The 17,849-nt window shown below is 72.0% G+C and carries 16 protein-coding genes; 4 read left to right on the top strand and 12 right to left on the bottom strand.

Annotation, left to right across the window (positions count from 1 at the left end; genetic code table 11):
* Positions 1-15 precede the first annotated feature (15 nt).
* Complete coding sequence (locus tag ACIPFH_RS05190) at positions 16-1,908, top strand: anthranilate synthase family protein (RefSeq protein WP_401823198.1); 1,893 nt, start codon at positions 16-18, stop codon at positions 1,906-1,908.
* A gap of 7 nt (positions 1,909-1,915) precedes the next feature.
* On the opposite strand, the gene ACIPFH_RS05185 is transcribed toward ACIPFH_RS05190, so the two are convergent.
* The 4 genes from ACIPFH_RS05185 to ACIPFH_RS05170 all read right to left on the bottom strand — a co-directional run bounded on the left by ACIPFH_RS05185 (position 1,916) and on the right by ACIPFH_RS05170 (position 5,789).
* Positions 1,916-2,944 carry a 6-phosphofructokinase gene (locus ACIPFH_RS05185; protein WP_401823196.1) on the bottom strand — a complete coding sequence of 343 codons (1,029 nt, stop codon included), beginning with the start codon at positions 2,942-2,944 and terminating at the stop codon, positions 1,916-1,918.
* Positions 2,945-3,084: 140 nt separating this feature from the next.
* Positions 3,085-3,768, bottom strand: a complete 684-nt coding sequence (locus ACIPFH_RS05180; RefSeq protein ID WP_401823194.1) for a response regulator — start codon at positions 3,766-3,768, stop codon at positions 3,085-3,087.
* Entirely contained in the window at positions 3,765-4,991 is a 1,227-nt protein-coding gene (gene macS / locus ACIPFH_RS05175; protein ID WP_401823191.1) for a MacS family sensor histidine kinase, read from the bottom strand. Before macS ends, ACIPFH_RS05180 begins: the two co-directional genes overlap by 4 nt.
* Before the next feature lie 39 nt (positions 4,992-5,030).
* On the bottom strand, positions 5,031-5,789 hold the full coding sequence (locus ACIPFH_RS05170; protein WP_356256798.1) for a lysophospholipid acyltransferase family protein: 759 nt from the start codon (positions 5,787-5,789) through the stop codon (positions 5,031-5,033).
* A gap of 159 nt (positions 5,790-5,948) precedes the next feature.
* Here ACIPFH_RS05170 and ACIPFH_RS05165 point away from each other — a divergent pair, with 159 nt between their 5' ends.
* Positions 5,949-6,728, top strand: a complete 780-nt coding sequence (locus tag ACIPFH_RS05165) for an alpha/beta fold hydrolase (RefSeq protein ID WP_356256795.1) — start codon at positions 5,949-5,951, stop codon at positions 6,726-6,728.
* Positions 6,721-7,359 (top strand): hypothetical protein, encoded by a 639-nt coding sequence (locus tag ACIPFH_RS05160; protein ID WP_401823188.1) that lies wholly within the window; start codon positions 6,721-6,723, stop codon positions 7,357-7,359. Before ACIPFH_RS05165 ends, ACIPFH_RS05160 begins: the two co-directional genes overlap by 8 nt.
* Before the next feature lie 18 nt (positions 7,360-7,377).
* On the opposite strand, the gene ACIPFH_RS05155 is transcribed toward ACIPFH_RS05160, so the two are convergent.
* From ACIPFH_RS05155 to ACIPFH_RS05130, 6 genes are all read right to left on the bottom strand, one after another.
* On the bottom strand, positions 7,378-8,145 hold the full coding sequence (locus tag ACIPFH_RS05155; protein ID WP_401823185.1) for an endonuclease/exonuclease/phosphatase family protein: 768 nt from the start codon (positions 8,143-8,145) through the stop codon (positions 7,378-7,380).
* A gap of 103 nt (positions 8,146-8,248) precedes the next feature.
* Positions 8,249-9,202, bottom strand: a complete 954-nt coding sequence (locus ACIPFH_RS05150; protein ID WP_356256786.1) for an ROK family glucokinase — start codon at positions 9,200-9,202, stop codon at positions 8,249-8,251.
* Between the two features lie 67 nt (positions 9,203-9,269).
* The gene (locus tag ACIPFH_RS05145) at positions 9,270-9,782 is read right to left on the bottom strand and encodes a DUF5304 domain-containing protein (RefSeq protein WP_401823182.1); all 513 of its coding nucleotides are present in this window, start codon (positions 9,780-9,782) and stop codon (positions 9,270-9,272) included.
* A gap of 80 nt (positions 9,783-9,862) precedes the next feature.
* Positions 9,863-11,038, bottom strand: coding sequence for an ArsA family ATPase (locus ACIPFH_RS05140; protein ID WP_401823180.1), 1,176 nt, complete (start codon positions 11,036-11,038; stop codon positions 9,863-9,865).
* A gap of 301 nt (positions 11,039-11,339) precedes the next feature.
* Positions 11,340-11,804: an SRPBCC family protein gene (locus ACIPFH_RS05135; protein WP_401823177.1), complete on the bottom strand. Its 465-nt coding sequence runs from the start codon at positions 11,802-11,804 to the stop codon at positions 11,340-11,342.
* Positions 11,805-11,956: 152 nt separating this feature from the next.
* Complete coding sequence (locus ACIPFH_RS05130) at positions 11,957-12,712, bottom strand: metallophosphoesterase (protein ID WP_356256818.1); 756 nt, start codon at positions 12,710-12,712, stop codon at positions 11,957-11,959.
* Between the two features lie 386 nt (positions 12,713-13,098).
* On the opposite strand from ACIPFH_RS05130, the gene ACIPFH_RS05125 reads away from it, so the two are divergent.
* On the top strand, positions 13,099-14,895 hold the full coding sequence (locus ACIPFH_RS05125) for an AMP-dependent synthetase/ligase (protein WP_401823176.1): 1,797 nt from the start codon (positions 13,099-13,101) through the stop codon (positions 14,893-14,895).
* Between the two features lie 64 nt (positions 14,896-14,959).
* On the opposite strand, the gene ACIPFH_RS05120 is transcribed toward ACIPFH_RS05125, so the two are convergent.
* Both ACIPFH_RS05120 and ACIPFH_RS05115 read right to left on the bottom strand, forming a co-directional pair.
* A complete protein-coding gene (locus ACIPFH_RS05120; RefSeq protein WP_401823173.1) occupies positions 14,960-16,546 on the bottom strand; it encodes a GMC oxidoreductase in 1,587 nt (528 codons plus the stop codon).
* Between the two features lie 118 nt (positions 16,547-16,664).
* Positions 16,665-17,807, bottom strand: coding sequence for a glycosyltransferase family 4 protein (locus tag ACIPFH_RS05115; protein WP_401823170.1), 1,143 nt, complete (start codon positions 17,805-17,807; stop codon positions 16,665-16,667).
* Positions 17,808-17,849 lie beyond the last annotated feature (42 nt).

The following is a 17,849-nucleotide window of genomic DNA, read 5'->3' as shown; positions in this document are numbered from 1 at the left end:
CGGAAGAGGAACCCCATGGACCTGGCACGGCTGCTCGACGACGAACGCCCCTTCGCCCTGCTCCGCCGCCGCACCCCCGGCCATGACGCGGACTCGGTGGAGGTGCTCCTCGGTCCGGTCGGCACGTACGACCGGCTCGCCGAGCTTCCCGAGGAGGGCCTGGCGCTCGTCCCCTTCCGGCAGATCCGCGAGCGCGGCTTCGACGTCCGCGACGACGGCACCCCGCTGACGGCGCTGGTTCCCGAGGAGCGTCACGTCCTGCCCCTGGCGGAGGTCCTCGACCGTCTCCCGGCCCGGGACGTGCGGGTCGAGGACGGCGGCTTCGACGTGGCCGACGAGGCGTACGCGGAGATCGTCGGGCGGGTGCTGCGGGAGGAGATCGGGCGGGGCGAGGGCGCGAACTTCGTGATCCGGCGGACGTACGAGGGGCGGATCCCGGGGTTCGGCCGGGCCGACGCGCTGGCCCTCTTCCGCCGGCTGCTCGAGGGCGAGCGGGGCGCCTACTGGACGTTCGTGGTGCACACCGGGGACCGGACCCTGGTGGGGGCCAGCCCGGAGGTGCATGTGCGGATGTCCGGCGGCACGGTCGTGATGAACCCGATCAGCGGGACGTACCGGTATCCGGCCGAGGGTCCGACACCCGAGCGGCTGCTGGACTTCCTCGCCGACGGCAAGGAGATCGAGGAGCTGTCGATGGTCGTCGACGAGGAGCTCAAGATGATGTGCACCGTCGGTGACATGGGCGGGGTGGTGATCGGGCCCCGGCTGAAGGAGATGGCGCATCTCGCGCACACCGAGTACGAGCTGCGCGGCAGGTCGTCGCTGGACGTGCGGGAGGTGCTGCGGGAGACCATGTTCGCGGCGACCGTCACCGGCTCGCCCGTGCAGAACGCGTGCCGGGTCATCGAGCGCCACGAGGTCGGCGGGCGCGGCTACTACGCCGGCGCGCTGGCGCTGCTGGGCCGGGACTCGGGCGGCGCGCAGACCCTCGACTCCCCCATCCTCATCCGCACCGCCGACATCGACGCGGCCGGACGGCTGCGGGTGCCGGTCGGCGCGACCCTCGTCCGCGGTTCGGATCCGGCGGGCGAGGTCGCGGAGACCCACGCGAAGGCGGCGGGCGTGCTGGCCGCGCTGGGTGTACGGCCGGGCAGGCCACGGACGGAGGGCACGCGGCCCCGGCTGGCCGACGACCCCCGGGTGCGGGCGGCGCTGGACGGGCGGCGGGCGTCGCTGGCGCCGTTCTGGCTGCGGATGCAGGAGCGGACGCGGGAGCTGACCGGGCACGCGCTCGTCGTCGACGGCGAGGACACCTTCACCGCGATGCTCGCGCACGTGCTGCGGTCGATCGGTCTCGAGGTGAGCGTGCGGCGGTACGACGAACCAGGACTGACGGCGGCGGTGCTCGCGCACGAGGGACCCGTCGTGCTGGGCCCCGGCCCCGGCGACCCGTCCGACCTGACCGATCCGAAGATGCGCCTGCTGCGGGAGCTGACCGCGCGGGTGGTCCGGGAGCACCGGCACGGGGTCCTCGGCGTCTGTCTGGGGCACGAGCTGATCGCGGCGGAGCTGGGGCTGGACATCGTACGGAAGGAGGTGCCGTATCAGGGGGCGCAGACGACCGTGGACCTGTTCGGGCGGGAGGAGACCGTCGGGTTCTACAACAGCTTCGTGGCGCGGTGCGACGACGAGGCGCTGCGGGAGCTGGCCGCGCACGGGGTGGAGGTGAGCCGGGCCGCGAACGGCGAAGTGCACGCGCTGCGCGGGCCGCGTCGTGCCGAAGGCGCGCCCATGAACGCGATCGCCGGGGTCCAGTTCCATCCCGAGTCGGTGCTGACGCTGAACGGGCCGTCCGTGGTGCGGGAGTTGGTGGCCCGGGTGTGCGCCGAGCCGCGGCCGGCCCGTTAGGGGTCCGTCAGCCGAAGAACACGCCGACCTCCGTGTACAGCTTCGGGTCCACCGTCTTCAGTTTCGCGGTGGCCTCGGCGATCGGTACGCGGACGATGTCCGTGCCGCGCAGGGCGACCATGGTGCCGTAGTCGCCCTCGTGGACGGCGTCGATGGCGTGCAGGCCGAAGCGGGTGGCGAGCCAGCGGTCGAAGGCGCTCGGCGTGCCGCCGCGCTGGACGTGGCCGAGGACCGTCGTACGGGCCTCCTTCCCCGTCCGCCGCTCGATCTCCTTGGCGAGCCACTCGCCGACACCGGACAGCCGGACGTGTCCGAAGGAGTCCAGCGACCCGTCCTTCAGCACCACGTCACCGTCCCTGGGCATCGCGCCCTCGGCGACCACCACGATCGGGGCGTACGACGCCCGGAACCGGGAGGTCACCCAGGCGCAGACCTGCTCGATGTCGAAGCGCTGCTCGGGGATGAGGATGACGTTGGCGCCGCCGGCCAGCCCCGAGTGCAGGGCGATCCAGCCGGCGTGACGTCCCATCACCTCGACGACCAGGACCCGCATATGGGACTCGGCGGTGGTGTGCAGCCGGTCGATGGCCTCGGTGGCGATGCCCACGGCGGTGTCGAAGCCGAAGGTGTAGTCGGTGGCGGACAGGTCGTTGTCTATGGTCTTCGGGACTCCGACGCAGGGCACCTGGTACTCGTCGGAGAGGCGGGCGGCGACCCCGAGGGTGTCCTCGCCGCCGATGGTGATGAGGGCGTCGACCCGCTGCCGGGCGAGGGTGTCCTTGATGCGGCGGATGCCGTCCTCCTCCTTGAGGGGGTTGGTCCGCGAGGAGCCGAGGATCGTGCCGCCGCGGGGCAGGATGCCGCGCACGGCAGGGATGTCGAGGCGGATCGACCTCCCTTCCAATGGGCCCCGCCAGCCGTCCCGGAAACCCACGAAGTCATGGCCGTACTCCTGGACGCCCTTGCGGACGACCGCCCGGATGACGGCGTTGAGGCCGGGGCAGTCCCCGCCTCCGGTCAGTACTCCGACGCGCATGGAAGTGTCCCTTCGCCGCGGTTGGCCGACGAAGGTCACGGTAATGGTGATACAGGTCACACAGATATGCCCCGGCAGGTGCAATTCCCGTGAATCACCGGGGGATTGGCCGCCGCGTCACTCGGGGGACGGGCTCCGCGTCACTCGTCGTCGAGGCCGCGCTCTATCGCGTACCGCACCAGCTCCACCCTGTTGTGCAGCTGGAGCTTGCCGAGGGTGTTCTGGACGTGGTTCTGGACCGTGCGGTGAGAGATGACGAGGCGTTCGGCGATCTGCTTGTAGCTCAGGCCCTTGGCGACCAGCCGCAACACCTCGGTCTCCCGGTCGGTCAGCCGGGGCGCGTTCGGTTCGTCGCCGCCGCCGCCGGCGGCGGGGCCGGGGTCGGAGGCCAGCCGGCGGTACTCGCCGAGGACCAGGCCGGCCAGGCCGGGCGTGAACACCGGGTCGCCGACGGCCGTGGAACGCACCGCGTCCAGCAACTCCTCCGTGGACGCCGACTTCAGCAGGTAGCCGGTCGCGCCGGACTTCACGGCCTCCAGCACGTCGGCGTGCTCACCGCTCGCCGACAGCACCAGGACCCGCAGGGCCGGGTTCGCGGCGACGACCTCCTTGCAGACCTGGACGCCGGGCTTGGCCGGCAGGTTCAGGTCCAGCACCAGCACGTCGGGCGTGGTGGCCTTGGCCCGGCGCACGGCCTGCTCGCCGTCGCCCGCGGTGGCGACCACGTCGAGACCGGCCTCGGCCAGGTCCCGGGCGACCGCGTCCCGCCACATGGGGTGGTCGTCCACCACCATGACCCTGATCGGATCCTGCTGCCTGCTCATCGCTGTCCCGCCTTCCCCCGCCGCACGTTCTGCTCCTTCGGCACCGTCAGTTCGACCTCCGTGCCCTGCCCCGGGGTGGAGATCAGCTCGGCGCTGCCGCCGAGGTCCCGCAGCCGGCCCCGGATCGACTGGGCGACCCCGAGCCGTCCCTCGCCCTCGGCCTGCGCGAGCCGCCCCTCGGGGATGCCGGGCCCGTCGTCCCGCACGGTGACGACGACCTCGCCGGGCTCGTCCTCGACCAGGATCCAGGCCCGGGCGTCCGCTCCGGCGTGCCGGTGCACGTTGTCCAGGGCGGCCCCGACCGCCGCGGCCAGCTCCTTCGCGGCGGGCGCGGGCAGCAGCACCGGTGCGCCCGGCTCGGCGAGGTTGACCCGGGCTGCGGCGAAGGGGGCGAGCAGCGAGCGCAGGTCGAGCGGGCCGGTCCGCTCCGCCGGCTCCTCGACCACCCGCACGACGGCACCCTCGGCCGCGTCCTGCGACACCCGGGAGACGGGCACGAGGCCGCCGGCGACCAGGGTGCGCAGCGCGACCTCCTGCTCGCCGGCCATCCGGCCCAGTTCGGCCGCCTCGCCGCCGATGACCGCGCCGCGCCGCTGCACCATGGCCAGCACCTGGAGCACGCCGTCGTGGATGTCGCGGGCGAGCCGCTCCCGCTCCCGGGTGGTGGCCTCGATCTCCAGCGCGCGGGCGAGGGTGCGCTCGGAGGCGCGGGCGACCTCGACGACATAGCCGATGGCGATGGAGGCGACCCAGACGAGGATCACGTTGTGGATGGTGTCCCGGGCCGGGGTACCGCGCTCGACCAGGTTGGCGACCGCGACGGCCGTGGAGGCGAAGGCCGCCCAGCGCCAGCCGCCCTTGATGGCGAACGCCAGGACCGAGCCGGCGGTCCATATCGACGGCAGCGTCGGGCCGCCCGACTGGATGCGTTCGTGGGTGTCCGCGACGGTGGTGAGCATGATGCCGGTGAGCGCGACGGTGAGGTCGGCGGCGAGGAACCGCTTGGTGCAGCTCGCCGCGTTCGCGACCTTGGGCAGGGTGGCCACGGTCCAGACGAACAGGACGCAGTAGTAGGCGACCGCGACCCAGGGACGGACGAACCCGTCATAGGCGGTGGCGAAGAAACCCACCGCGTACAGCATGGTGAGCACCCGGTATCCGGCGAGCGCGCGCCACAGCGGCAGCTCGACCGACATTCTCATGACTCTCTCGCGCCTGGCCATCCGTCCCCCGCCCCCGGGCCCCGCCCACCGGCCCCCCGACTACTGCTCTTTGTCCTTCTTGGCCTGGTCCTTCTCGGCCTGCGCGAGCGCCGCCTTCGCGGACCTCTCCGCTTCCTTCTCGGCCTTCGCCGCCTCCGCGATCTGCCGCTTGGCGGCGGTCGCGTACATGTCGACGTACTCCTGGCCGGAGAGCTTCATGATCTCGTACATGACCTCGTCGGTCAGGGCGCGCAGCACGAAGCGGTCGTGCTCCATGCCCTGGTAACGGGCGAAGTCCAGCGGTTCGCCGATGCGGATGCCGGGCCGCATGATCTTCGGCAGGACCTTCCCCGGCGGCTGGATCTTCTCGGTGTCGATCATCGCGACCGGGATCACGGGCGCGCCGCTGGCGAGCGCCACGCGCGCGAGGCCACCCGGTTTGCCGCGGTAGAGCCGGCCGTCGGGCGAGCGCGTGCCCTCCGGGTAGATGCCGAACAGCTCGCCCCGCTCCAGCACCTCGATGCCGCTGCGGACCGCGGCCTCGCCGGCCCCGCGACCGCCGGAGCGGTCCACCGGGAGCTGGCCGACGCCCTTGAAGAAGGCCGCCGTCAGCCGGCCCTTCACGCCGGGCGTGGTGAAGTACTCGGCCTTCGCGATGAAGGTGACCTTGCGGTCGAGGACCGCGGGCAGGAAGAACGAGTCCGAGAAGGACAGGTGGTTGCTCGCCAGGATCGCGGGGCCCTCGGCGGGGATGTTCTCGAGGCCTTCCACCCAGGGCCTGAAGGTGACCTTCAGCGGTCCCCCGATAGCGACCTTCATCGCGCCGTACAACAAGCGAGTGCCTCCTGTTTGTGTCGCACAGACCTTAACCCGGAGTGGCCGCAAAGGATCCGACGACCCTGGTCGGTGTCAGTGCGGTCGCGTACGGTGAAGCACACGTCCCTCCCATGAAGAACAGACGAAGACGGGAGACCGAAGGTGCCGGTCCTTCCTGGAGCACAGCCGTACCGCCACGAGGGCGGAGAGGTCGGGGTCCTCCTCTGTCACGGCTTCACCGGTTCCCCGCAGTCGCTGCGCCCCTGGGCGCGGTACCTGGCGGGCCAGGGTCTGACCGTCTCCCTTCCGCTGCTGCCGGGACACGGCACGCGCTGGGAGGACATGGCTCTGACGGGCTGGCCCGACTGGTACGCGGAGGTGGACCGCGAGCTGCGCGCGCTGCGGGACCGTTGCGCACGGGTGTTCGTGGCCGGGCTGTCCATGGGCGGCGCGCTGGCCCTGCGGCTCGCCGCGAAGCACGGTGAGGGGGTGGAGGGCGTCATCGTCGTCAACCCGGCGAACAAGGTGCACGGCCTGTCCGCGTACGCCCTTCCGGTGGCCCGTCACCTCGTCCGGACGACGAAGGGGATCACCAGCGACATCGCGAAGGCGGGCGTGCTGGAGAGCGGGTACGACCGGGTGCCGCTGCACTCGGCGCACTCCCTGCGGACCTTCCTTCGGCTGGTGGACGGCGAGCTGCCGCAGGTCACCCAGCCGCTGCTGCTGCTGCGCAGCCTCCAGGACCATGTCGTGCCGTCGGCCGACCCGGCCCGGATCCTCGGCCGGGTGTCGTCGACGGACGTGACCGAGATCCTGCTGGAACAGAGCTACCACGTGGCAACGTTGGACCACGATGCGGACCGGATCTTCGAGGAGAGCTACGCGTTCATCGCCCGGATCGCGCCCAGTGTCGGCAAGGAAGGGACGGCCGTAGGTGGCTGAGCACGACTCCGACCGTGAGGACCGGGAGAACCGGGACGAGCGGGAGGGCCCGGGGGGCCGGGACGGCCGCGAGCCGGAGGAGCAGAGCGTGCCCTTCGACGAGGACGCCGCGTGGGCGGCGATCGTCGCGGGGTACGGCGAGGAGCCGGCGGACCCGCCGGGCGCCAAGCCGTTCAAGTCGGTCGAGGACCTGGCGCTGCTCGAGGTGGAGCCGAACGACGACGGGTCCGGGACGGAATCCGCGAAGGAGCCCGCGAAGGACCCGGGCGAGGAGAAGAAACCGGCCAAGCCGCTGGGCAGCTCGGTCGCCTTCGCGCCCGGTGTCGGCCCCCGCGACCACACGGCGCCCGAGCCGACGGAGGAGGACTTCGACGCGGACGACGAGGGTCACTTCGTCCCGCCGGAGCCGCCGCCGCTGCCCGACGCCGACACCACGTCCAAGTTCGCCTGGCTCGGGGTGATCGGCGGGCCGTTGCTGCTCCTGATCGCGGTGCTGCTGGGCTGGGAGATGACGTGGTGGCTGTCGACCGTCGGCATCGGCGGCTTCCTCGGCGGTTTCGCCACGCTCGTGATGCGGATGCGCACCGACGACGAGGAGGACGGGGACCCGGGGCGGGGAGCGGTCGTGTAGGACAGGTTCAGGACACGTCTATGACCTGTCCTGACCGGCGGGGATTTTGAGGGCGGCGAGGACCGGAAGGTGGTCCGTGGCCGCCCTCAGGTCGCTCCCGGTGACTCCGGGGAGCCCGATCGGCACCCCGCAGCCCAGTACCTCCACGCCCTTCGTCACGAAGATGCCGTCGATGCGGCGGTCCGGATTGCTGGACGGGAAGGTCTCCTCGGCGCCCCAGGGGGCGGTGGCGCGGCAGTCCTGGAGGACGGAGGTCAGCCGGCCGAAGGTGCGTCCGTCGGGGCTCTCGTTGATGTCGCCGCCCGCGATCGCGTGCGTGACACCCATCCCGGCGAGGCGGTCGAGCAGCATGCCCGCCTGCTCGTAGCGCTCGGCGGCGGTCAGACCGAGGTGACAGGCGGCCACACCGAGCCGGGCACCCGCGAAGCGGACCACCGCCGTCGCCAGGCCCCGGCGGTACTGACCGGGGGTGCGCGGCAGCAGGACGTCCTCGGTGCGTTCGACGGTCGCCCGCAACGAGCACAGGACGGCGGGGCCGGCCGCAGTGCCCCCGCCGGTGAGGATCACCTGGCCGGAGGCGGCCGCGAGACGGGCGAGCTTCTTGCGCCAGCGGAAGAAGAGCGGGGCTTCCTGGACCAGGACCAGGTCGGGGGCGCAGGCCGTGATGACCCGGGCGAGGGCGTCGGTGTCGTCCCGCATGGAGCGGATGTTGTAGCTGAGGACCCGGACTACGGCCGAACCGTCGGGCTCGGTGCGGGAGTCGGGAAGCGGCGAGGTCGTCGGCATAGCGATCAAGATACGCCGCCGCGTCCCGTACGTCCGGAAAAGCGAACGGGGGCCGCGAGCAGCCCCCGTGTTGACGCGATGTGCGGTACGACAGGCGGTACGACTACATGATCGGGTCGGGCTCTCTCGCCAGGTCCGCCGCCCCCACCAGGCCCGCCTTGTTGCCCAGCTGCGCCGCGATGACGTCGGCCACCGGGCGCCAGTTGCCGCCGACCAGCCAGCGCTTGTAGGACTTGCGGATCGGGTCGAGGACCAGCTCGCCCTCGTCGGAGAGGCCGCCGCCGACGATGAAGGCGGAGGGGTCGAAGAGGGAGGCGAGGTCGGCGAGGCCCGCGCCGGCCCAGCGGGCCAGCTCGCGGTAGGAGTCGACGGCGACCGGGTCGCCCTGGCGGGCGGCCATGGAGATGTGCTTGCCCTCGATGCCGTCGGGGCTGCCGTCGCCCAGGCCGAGCAGGACCTCGGCGTTCTCCGGAGTGGCGTTGGCGCGCTGCTTGGCGTAGCGCACCAGGGCGCGGCCGGAGGCGTACTGCTCCCAGCAGCCCTGCGAGCCGCAGCCGCACAGCAGGCCGTCCGGCACCATGCGGATGTGCCCGAACTCGGCGGCGACGCCGAAGTGACCCCGGCGCAGCTTGTTGCCGATGATGATGCCGCCGCCGAGGCCGGTGCCGAGGGTGATGCAGATGACGTTGCGGTGGCCCTTGCCCGCGCCGAACTTGTACTCGCCCCACGCGGCGGCATTGGCGTCGTTCTCCACCACGACCGGGAGACCCACGCGGGCCTCGACCTCGGCCTTCAGCGGCTCCTGGCGCCAGTCGATGTTGGGCGCGAAGTACACCGTCGAGCGCTGACGGTTGACGTAGCCGGCGGCGCCGATGCCCACACCGACGATGTCGTGCCCCACGCGCGCGCCGTCGACGGCGGCGGCGATGGCGTCCACGATGCCCTCGGGCGTGCCCGGGGTGGGCACCTGGTGGGTCGACAGGATGTTGCCTTCCTCATCGACCACGCCGGCCGCGATCTTCGTGCCGCCGATGTCGACGCCGATGGTGAGTCCCATGAATCCCTCAGTTTCGGTCGAGCCCCGCTACGGCCAACCGTACCCGAGGCCCTGGCCCCGGAGGGCTTCAGTCCAAGTCGATGCGCTGGCCGGGACCGGTGTCGTCGCCGTCCCGGCCTTGATCGCGAGGCGTGGCCCGCGGGTCGTTCGCGCCGGTCGTCCAGCGTTGTTCCTGGGTCTGGACGGCGGAGCGGTAGGCGGCGAGAAGTTCGGTGCCGGCTGCCGCGAGGTGGTCGAAGACGTCCGGGTTGCGCTCGATGACGGGCTCCACGGCGGCCTTGGCCTGCTGGACGACCTGCCGGACCACCTGCTGGGCGGCGGGTCCGGCGACCGCCCCGAGCAGCGGGGACTGGATCGAGGACAGCTTGTCGCCGACGGCGTCGACGAGCCTGCGCAGTTCCTCGGCGGCCGAGCCCGGGGGCCGGTCGTCCTGGGCCCGGCGGCGGGCCTTCTCCGCCGCCAGGTCCTCCGCGGCGGCGGTGGCCCAGGCGTCGGCGTCGGTCGCGCGGGGCTGCTCGTCGAAGCCTGCCTGCCCGGCGGGCTCCCCGGCGGCGTCGGGCGTGGGGCGCTCTTCGCTCATGGCGACTCCTGATGACTCCTGGTCGACGACGCCTGATGACGGCTCGTCCCTACGACGTTACCCGAACGGCGGAACGTCGTTCAGGGGGTCCGCGGCCAGAGCCCGGGATCCGGCGCGAACCGCACGCACAGCTCGCCGTCGCGCAGGGCGGCGCCGTCGACGGTGCAGCGGCGCAGGACGGAGGGCAGCGCGACGATGCGGCGGAACGGCCCGGCGGTGACCACGAGTTCGTCGCCGCGCCGGACGAGGTCGAGTTCGTCGCGTATGGCGCCGGGCAGCGGGAGGCGCCAGACGAGCACGCCGTCCTGCGCGAGCCGGTCGGTGACGGGCCACTCGACCGGGGAGGCCGCCGGGTTGACGGCGGGCACGGCGAGGGTGTCGAGGTCGTCGGCGCCACGGGGGTCGTGTCCGAGGTGGGCGACGGGTCGGGCCGCCTCGCCCCACTCCCCCAGGGCCTTTCGCTGCTGGGTGACGAGCCGGCCGAGCGGGCCGTCGTCGACGGCCCGCTCCGGCAGGACGCGGTTGGCGACGAGCGTCTCGACGGGCAGGGCGCGCAGGGCGAGGCCGAGGCGGGCGTCGCGGACGGCGTCGGCGCCGGCCGGTCCCGGCTCGGCGACCAGGCGCACGGCGGTGCCGGGGTCGGCGAGGACGGCCTCGACGGCGGCCAGCTCCAGGTCCCAGCGGGCGGTCGTCTCGTAGAGCCACTCGGCGGGCATCGGCACTCCGGCGAGACGGCCGAGCAGGGGGCGCAGGGCGCGGGCGGCCTGCCGTTCCGGCGGGAGCAGCCGGCGCAGGTAGCGGCGCAGCTCCTCCGGGAGGGCCAGCAGGGCGAGGGCCTGCGGGACGGGCGGCAGGTCGACGACGAGGAGTTCGTGCAGCTCACCGCCGTCGGCGAGGGCGGCGTCCCGCAGCGCGCGCAGCAGGGTCAGCTCCTCGGCGCCGGGCAGGGGGGTTACCTCCTCCGGGTCCAGCCGGGAGGCGCCGAGGAGGTCGAGGACGGTGGAGGCGCGGTCCTGGAACCCGGCGAGGTCGTCCCGGAAGCCGGCGGTGGCGTCGGGACGCCAGGCGGTGAGGTTCGGGGCGACGGTGACGGGGCTCGCCCCGGTCCGCGTTCCGAGCGCCGCGCCGAGGCTGTCGCTGCGGTCGGCACTGAGGACGAGGGTGCGGGTGCCTTCCGCTGCCGCGCGCTGTGCGGTGGCGGCCGCGACGGTCGTGCGTCCGCTGCCGCCAGGGCCGGTGATCAGGATGGTGCGCATGAGGGTGAACCGTAACGGAGGCCGGACCAGGTCCCCGACCCACCGACCCCGGCACCCGGCCCACCATCGGTCGCCCGCCGCCCCGACTCCACACCCCGGCCCCCGCCGCCGGTCGCCCGCCTCCCCCACTCCGTTGCCCGGGCCCGGGTCCGGGTCCGGTCCGGGGCCGGGGATCCCACGAGCCGGGGCCGAGGCTCCTGCCGCCGTGCCGAGGCCCGGGTCGGGGGGTGGGCCGGGCCTCCGGCCCATGGGGGCCGGCGCTCGGGTCGGGGGCTCGGGGCTGGTTCCGCCCCGGGCCGGTTTACTTCTCGGTCGTTCCGGGGCCGGCTTCGCCCGACTCCACGCGCTTCTTCAGCCCTGCCAGCGCGCGGTCGATGATGACCTTCTCCGCCTTGCGCTTGATCATGCCCAGCATGGGGATCTTGACGTCCACGGTCAGCTGGTAGGTCACCTCGGTCGCGCCCGCGCCGGCCGACTTGAGGAGGTAGGAGCCGTCGAGCTGACGCAGCATCTGGGACTTCACCAGCGTCCAGGACACCTCGTGCTCGCCGCTCCAGGTATAGCCGAGGACCTGGTCGTCCTTGATGGCGCCGGCGTCCATGACCAGGCGGACCTGCTCGGCACGGCCCTGTCCGTCCGTCCCGAGTACCTCCGCCTGCTTCACCTCTCCGGTCCAGTCCGGGTAGCGGGCGAAGTCGGCGATCACCGCCATGACCTCGTCCGGTGCCGCCTCGATCGTGATGCTCGAGCTGGTGTGTTCCGCCATCGACGTGGCTCCTCCAGATGCGGGCCGGTAAAGGTAGAGAAGAGGACACCGTGCGCCAGCCGCCGCGCACACGCGTGTGCAGCGTGAAGGCTACCGCGCGCCCGACCTGCCGCCTTCACCCGGAGTCAGGACACCGGCCGGACGGCGTCGGGTCACCACTCCAGCGCCCACGGCTTCCCGCTCCCCGCGAAGTGCCCCACGTTCACGCACTCGGTCGCGCCCAGCCGCATCCGCGGAGCGAGCGGCTGGTGGACGTGCCCGAAGAGCGAGTAGCGGGGCCGGGTGCGGCGGATGGCGTCCAGCAGCGCCCGGCTGCCCCGCTCGAAGCGGCGGGCCACGGTGTCGTAGACGAGCTCGGGCACCTCCGGCGGGATGTGGGTGCACAGCACGTCCACCTCGCCCACGGCCTCGATCTTCGCCGCGTACTCCTCGTCGCTGATCTCGTACGGCGTGCGCATGGGCGTCCTCAGGCCGCCGCCCACGAAGCCGAAGACCCGGCCTCCGATCTCCACCCGCTCCCCGTCCAGCACGGTCGTGCCGGGTCCGGCGAACTCGGGCCACAGCTGCGGCATGTCGACGTTGCCGTAGGTCGCGTACGTCGGGGTCGGGAACGCCGGGAACAGCTCGGCGTACTGCTTGCGGACCGCCTGCTCGATCAGCGCCGCCCGGTCGCCGCCGATGCCGCCCCACAGCCGGGCGCCCAGCTCACGGGCCTCCTCGAAGCGGCGGGCGGTGCGCAGTTCGACGATGAGGTCGGCGTTCTCCTCGCCGAAGAGGTCGGGGAAGATGCCGCGGGAGTGGTCGGCGTAGTCCAGGAACAGGACGAGGTCGCCCAGACAGATCAGCGCGTCCGCGCCCTCTCCGGCCCGGGCCAGATCGCGCGCGTTGCCGTGCACGTCGCTGACCACGTGGATGCGTGTCCTGCGGTTTCCGGGCGGTGTGGATGACATGTCGATCAAGGGTAGGCGTGTGCGGCATATGTGAACAGTGGCGGCGGGGATACCGGTTACTGGCCAGTCAGTAAAGCGGTGGACTACTGTCAGCCGGGAAACACCAATCTGTGTGACGCAGCGAACATCTCGCCGGACCCCCCTGTCGAAGAAGCCATACCGGCGGGTAACGTCCGGGCAGTCCAGTCGTACTCAGGATTTCAACCACCGAGATCACCGGTACCCGCCGAGATCATCGGTACCCACCGGGATCCACCAGGATTCCTGAGTGCAGCCCGAGCCTTGGACCGCACCGTCGCATCGCACAACGTCGTGGCGCCGGCGCCCTATGAGGAGCAGCAGTCTTGCGCGAGTTCAGCCTTCCGGCTTTGTACGAGGTCCCTGCGGACGGCAATCTGACCGACATCGTCCGCAGAAACGCCGCGCAGCATCCCGACGTCGCCGTCATCGCCCGCAAGGTGGGCGGCGCCTGGCAGGACGTGACGGCCACGGCCTTCCTGGCCGAGGTGCACACGGCCGCCAAGGGCCTCATCGCCTCCGGCGTCCAGCCCGGCGACCGGGTCGGCCTGATGTCGCGCACCCGCTACGAGTGGACGCTGCTCGACTTCGCGATCTGGTGCGCGGGCGCCGTCACCGTCCCGGTGTACGAGACCAGCTCCCCGGAGCAGGTGCAGTGGATCCTCTCCGACTCGGGCGCGACCGCCGTCGTCGTCGAGCTGGACGGCCACGCGGCGGCCGTGGAGTCGGTGCGTGACTCGCTGCCGACGCTGAAGCACGTCTGGCAGATCGAGGCCGGGGGTCTCGAGGAGCTCGGGCGGCTCGGCAAGGACGTCTCCGACCAGGTCGTCGAGGAGCGCAGTTCGCAGGCCAGGGCCGACGACCCGGCGACCATCGTGTACACCTCCGGTACGACCGGCCGGCCCAAGGGCTGCGTGCTCACCCACCGCAGCTTCTTCGCCGAATGCGGGAACGTCGTGGAGCGGCTGCGGCCGCTGTTCCGCACCGGCGAGTGCAGCGTCCTGCTCTTCCTCCCGCTCGCGCACGTCTTCGGCCGCCTGGTGCAGATCGCCCCGATGATGGCGCCGATCAAGCTGGGCACGGTCCCGGACATCAAGAACCTCACCGACGAGCTGGCTTCCTTCCGCCCGACGCTGATCCTGGGCGTGCCGCGGGTCTTCGAGAAGGTCTACAACTCGGCGCGCGCCAAGGCGCAGGCGGACGGCAAGGGCGCGATCTTCGACAAGGCGGCGGACACCGCGATCGCCTACAGCAAGGCGCTGGAGCTCCCGGCGGGCCCGCCGCTCGGTCTGAAGATCAAGCACAAGGTCTTCGACAGGCTGGTCTACAGCAAGCTGCGCGCGGTCCTCGGCGGCAAGGGCGAGTACGCCATCTCCGGCGGCGCCCCGCTGGGCGAGCGCCTGGGCCACTTCTTCCGCGGGATCGGCTTCACCGTCCTGGAGGGCTACGGCCTGACGGAGTCCTGTGCCGCCACCGCGTTCAACCCCTGGGACCGGCAGAAGATCGGCACGGTCGGACAGCCGCTGCCCGGCTCGGTCGTGCGGATCGCGGACGACGGCGAGGTGCTGCTGCACGGCGAGCACCTCTTCAAGGAGTACTGGAACAACCCCGGCGCGACCGCCGAGGCGCTGGCCGACGGCTGGTTCCACACCGGTGACATCGGCACCCTCGACGAGGACGGCTACCTCCGGATCACCGGGCGCAAGAAGGAGATCATCGTCACCGCGGGCGGCAAGAACGTCGCGCCGGCCGTGATCGAGGACCGGATCCGGGCGCACGCGCTGGTCGCGGAGTGCATGGTGGTGGGCGACGGGCGGCCGTTCGTGGGCGCGCTGGTCACCATCGACGAGGAGTTCCTGGGCCGTTGGGCTTCCGACCACGGCAAGCCGGCGGGCTCGACCGCGGCGTCGCTGCGCGGGGACGCCGACCTTCAGGCTGCCATCCAGTCGGCGATCGACGACGGCAACGCCGCGGTCTCGAAGGCGGAATCGGTGCGGAAGTTCCGCATTCTCTCCTCCCAGTTCACGGAGGACTCGGGCCACCTCACGCCGTCGCTGAAGCTCAAGCGCAATGTCGTGGCGAAGGACTACGCGGGCGAGATCGAGGCGATCTACGCCAAGTAGCGGCCGGGGTGGCCGCTGTGGTGACACCGGTGGCAGCGGCTGTGCCGGGCCTCCTGACGGAGCGTCATGGCGCGGTGTCCTCCACGAGGACCCGCGCCATCGTGCGTTCGGCGAGCGCGGTGATGGTGACGAACGGGTTCACCCCGATGTTGCCCGGCACCAGCGAGCCGTCGGTGACGTAGAGCTTGGAATACCCCTTCACCCGGCCGTAGTCGTCGGTCGCCTTCCCCAACACGCAGCCACCGAGCGGGTGGTACGTGAAGTCGTCGGCGAAGACCTTGTTGGACGAACCGAAGAGGTCGTAGCGGTAGATGGTGGAGTTCGCCGCGTTGATCCGGTCGAACAGCTTCTTGGCCATGCCCGAGGAGACGGCGCTCTGCGCGGCGCTCCAGCCGAGCTTCACCCCGCCCGAGGCGGTGTCGTACGTGAACGAGGCCCGCTGCGGGTTCTTGGTGATCGCCAGGTAGAGGCTGACCCAGTGCTCGAGCCCCATGGGCAGCGGGGCGATCTCCGCGAAGACGGGGTTGGCGGTGTTGGCCCAGTCGTCGATGCCCATGACCGGCATGGTCGACTGGTTGGCGCCGACGGTGTCCCACAGGTGGTTGGCCCGCCCGAGCATCACGTTCCCGTTGTTGCCCCAGCCGGCCCCGACGGATCCGTCCAGCGCGGGCAGTGTGCCGGTCTCCCTGGCCCGGACGAGGAGTTCGCTGGTCCCCAGGCTGCCGCCGCCGAGGAACAGGTACGTACAGCCGTACTGCTTGGTCTCGACGACCTTGCCGGTGGCGTCGATGCGGTCGGCGGTCAGAAGGTAGGTCCCGTCGTTCGCCCGGCTGATCCCGCGCACCTTCTCCATGGTGTGGATCGTGACGTTCCCGGTGCCCAGGGCTGACGCCAGATAGGTCTTGTCGAGGCTCTTCTTGCCGTGGTTGTTGCCGTAGATGACCTCCTGACCGAGGGCGGATCTGGTGGCGGTGCCCGCGGCCTCGCGCTGCATGTGGTCGAAGTCGTAGACGCTGGGCACGAAGGTGGTCCTCAGGCCGGTGTTCACCGCGTGCTTCCGTGAGACGCGCGTGAACCTGTACCACTCGGTCGACTCGAACCAGGCCGGGTCGACGGTGTTGACGCCGAGCATGGAGCGGGCGCGCGGGAAGTACGTGGAGTACATCTCCGTCGCGTCGACGGTGGGGAACTGCTCGGCGAAGTAGGACTGGAGCGGGGTGACCGCCATGGAGCCGTTGACCAGGGAGCCGCCGCCGACCCCGCGTCCCACGAAGACGGACATGTTGTCGAAGTGCACGCGGTCCAGGACGCCCGGGTAGAGGCTGATGTCCTTGTTGACGAGGTCCAGCCACAGGAAGGTGGCCAGCGGCGCCTCGGTGCGGGTGCGGAACCACATGGACCGCTGGTCGGGGTTGGCGGTGTTGCAGAAGACCTTGCCGTCGGCGCCGGCCGTGTTCCACAGCCGGCCCATCTCGAGGACGAGCGTGCGGATGCCCGCCTGGCCGAGGCGCAGGGCGGCGACGGCGGCGCCGTAGCCGGAGCCGACGACGATGGCGGGGGCGGATTCGACCGCCGCGGGCTCCGCCGCGCGGGCCGACTGGAGGCCGACGCGGGTGAAGCCGAGCGTGGCAGCCGTCTGGAGGGCGGCCATGCCCAGGATTTGACGTCTTGTCAGCTGACTTCCCGTCAGCTGACGCTGTATCAGTTTTGCTGTCATGTGCGCAGCATCGGCGGATTATCCGCCTCCGCCTAGGGCGTGGGGGGAAAAGCTAGAGCAACGTCTTCAACTTCTCCGCCAGCAGGTCCCACCGCCACTGCTCCTCCACCCAGGCGCGCCCCCGCTCGCCCATCCGGCGGCGCAGCTCCGCGTCCCCGAGGAGGACGACGATGCGCTCGGCCGCGTCGGCCGGGGACCCGCCGCGCACGACCCAGCCCGTCTCCCCGTCGAGCACCGCGTCGGGCGCCCCGCCGGAGTCCCCGGCGACGACGGGCAGCCCGGTCGCCGAGGCCTCCAGGTAGACGATCCCGAGCCCTTCGACGTCGAGTCCGCCCCGCCGCGTCCGGCACGGCATCGCGAAGACGTCCCCGGCGCCGTAGTGGGCGGGCAGCTCCGACCAGGGCACCGACCCGGTGAAGCGCACCGCGTGCGCCACCCCGCGCTCGTGGGCGAGCCTGCGCAGGTACTTCTCGTAAGGCCCGCCGCCGACGATCAGCAGGACCGCCTCCGGTTCGGCCGCCAGGATCCGAGGCATGGCGAGGATCAGCGTGTCCTGGCCCTTGCGCGGCACGAGCCGTGAGACGCACACCACCACCGGCCGGTCGGTCAGCCCGAGCCGCGCCCGGACCTCCTCGCCGCCCGATCCGGGGTGGAAGGTCTTCTCGTCGACGCCGGGCGGCAACTGCACCATTCGCCCGGCCGCGTCGGCGCTCAGCGCGCTCGCGACGCGCGAACGGGTGTACTCGCCGAGGTAGGTGATCGTGTCCGTGGTCTCGCCGATCCGGGCGAGCAGCTGCCGGGCGGCGGGCAGCTGTGCCCACCCGGCCTCGTGCCCGTGGGTGGTGGCCACCAGCCGCTCGGCGCCCGCCCTGCGCAGCGCCGGCGCCATGAGCCCGAGCGGCGCGGCCGCCCCGAACCACACCGACGTACAGCCGTGCTCCCGAAGCAGCCCGACGGCCCGGCGGGTCGCCCCCGGCGTCGGCAGCAGCATCGTCGTGGAGTCCCGTACGACGGTGAAGGGCTGCTCGGCGTCGAAGGCGGCCGTCGCCTCGACGCCCTCGCGGGAACGCTTCCAGGTGGACGCGTGGACGACGAGCCGGTCGGGGTCGAGCCGGAGCGCCATGTTGTGCAGGAACGCCTGGATGCCGCCCGGGCGGGGTGGGAAGTCGTTCGTCACGATCAGGGTCTTGTGCATCGCAGCCGACCTTATCCAAACGCCGTTCACAGCCGCGCCCGC

The organism is Streptomyces sp. NPDC088157 (genome assembly GCF_044741545.1).
Classification (GTDB): Bacteria; Actinomycetota; Actinomycetes; order Streptomycetales; family Streptomycetaceae; genus Streptomyces.
The sequence above is the reverse complement of the archived record's forward strand: the minus strand, read 5'-3'. Positions and strand labels throughout refer to the sequence as shown.

Bases quoted from the DNA above. Each gene is read 5' to 3' on its own strand.
- ACIPFH_RS05120 (WP_401823173.1), bottom strand. From the start codon at position 16,546: ATGGCCGCCCTCCAGACGGCTGCCACGCTCGGCTTCACCCGCGTCGGC.
- ACIPFH_RS05115 (WP_401823170.1), bottom strand. From the start codon at position 17,807: ATGCACAAGACCCTGATCGTGACGAACGACTTCCCACCCCGCCCGGGC.
- ACIPFH_RS05170 (WP_356256798.1), bottom strand. From the start codon at position 5,789: ATGAAGGTCGCTATCGGGGGACCGCTGAAGGTCACCTTCAGGCCCTGG.
- ACIPFH_RS05140 (WP_401823180.1), bottom strand. From the start codon at position 11,038: ATGCGCACCATCCTGATCACCGGCCCTGGCGGCAGCGGACGCACGACC.
- ACIPFH_RS05180 (WP_401823194.1), bottom strand. From the start codon at position 3,768: ATGAGCAGGCAGCAGGATCCGATCAGGGTCATGGTGGTGGACGACCAC.
- ACIPFH_RS05150 (WP_356256786.1), bottom strand. From the start codon at position 9,202: ATGGGACTCACCATCGGCGTCGACATCGGCGGCACGAAGATCGCGGCC.
- ACIPFH_RS05190 (WP_401823198.1), top strand. From the start codon at position 16: ATGGACCTGGCACGGCTGCTCGACGACGAACGCCCCTTCGCCCTGCTC.
- ACIPFH_RS05135 (WP_401823177.1), bottom strand. From the start codon at position 11,804: ATGGCGGAACACACCAGCTCGAGCATCACGATCGAGGCGGCACCGGAC.
- ACIPFH_RS05145 (WP_401823182.1), bottom strand. From the start codon at position 9,782: ATGAGCGAAGAGCGCCCCACGCCCGACGCCGCCGGGGAGCCCGCCGGG.
- ACIPFH_RS05155 (WP_401823185.1), bottom strand. From the start codon at position 8,145: ATGCCGACGACCTCGCCGCTTCCCGACTCCCGCACCGAGCCCGACGGT.
- macS (WP_401823191.1), bottom strand. From the start codon at position 4,991: ATGGCCAGGCGCGAGAGAGTCATGAGAATGTCGGTCGAGCTGCCGCTG.
- ACIPFH_RS05185 (WP_401823196.1), bottom strand. From the start codon at position 2,944: ATGCGCGTCGGAGTACTGACCGGAGGCGGGGACTGCCCCGGCCTCAAC.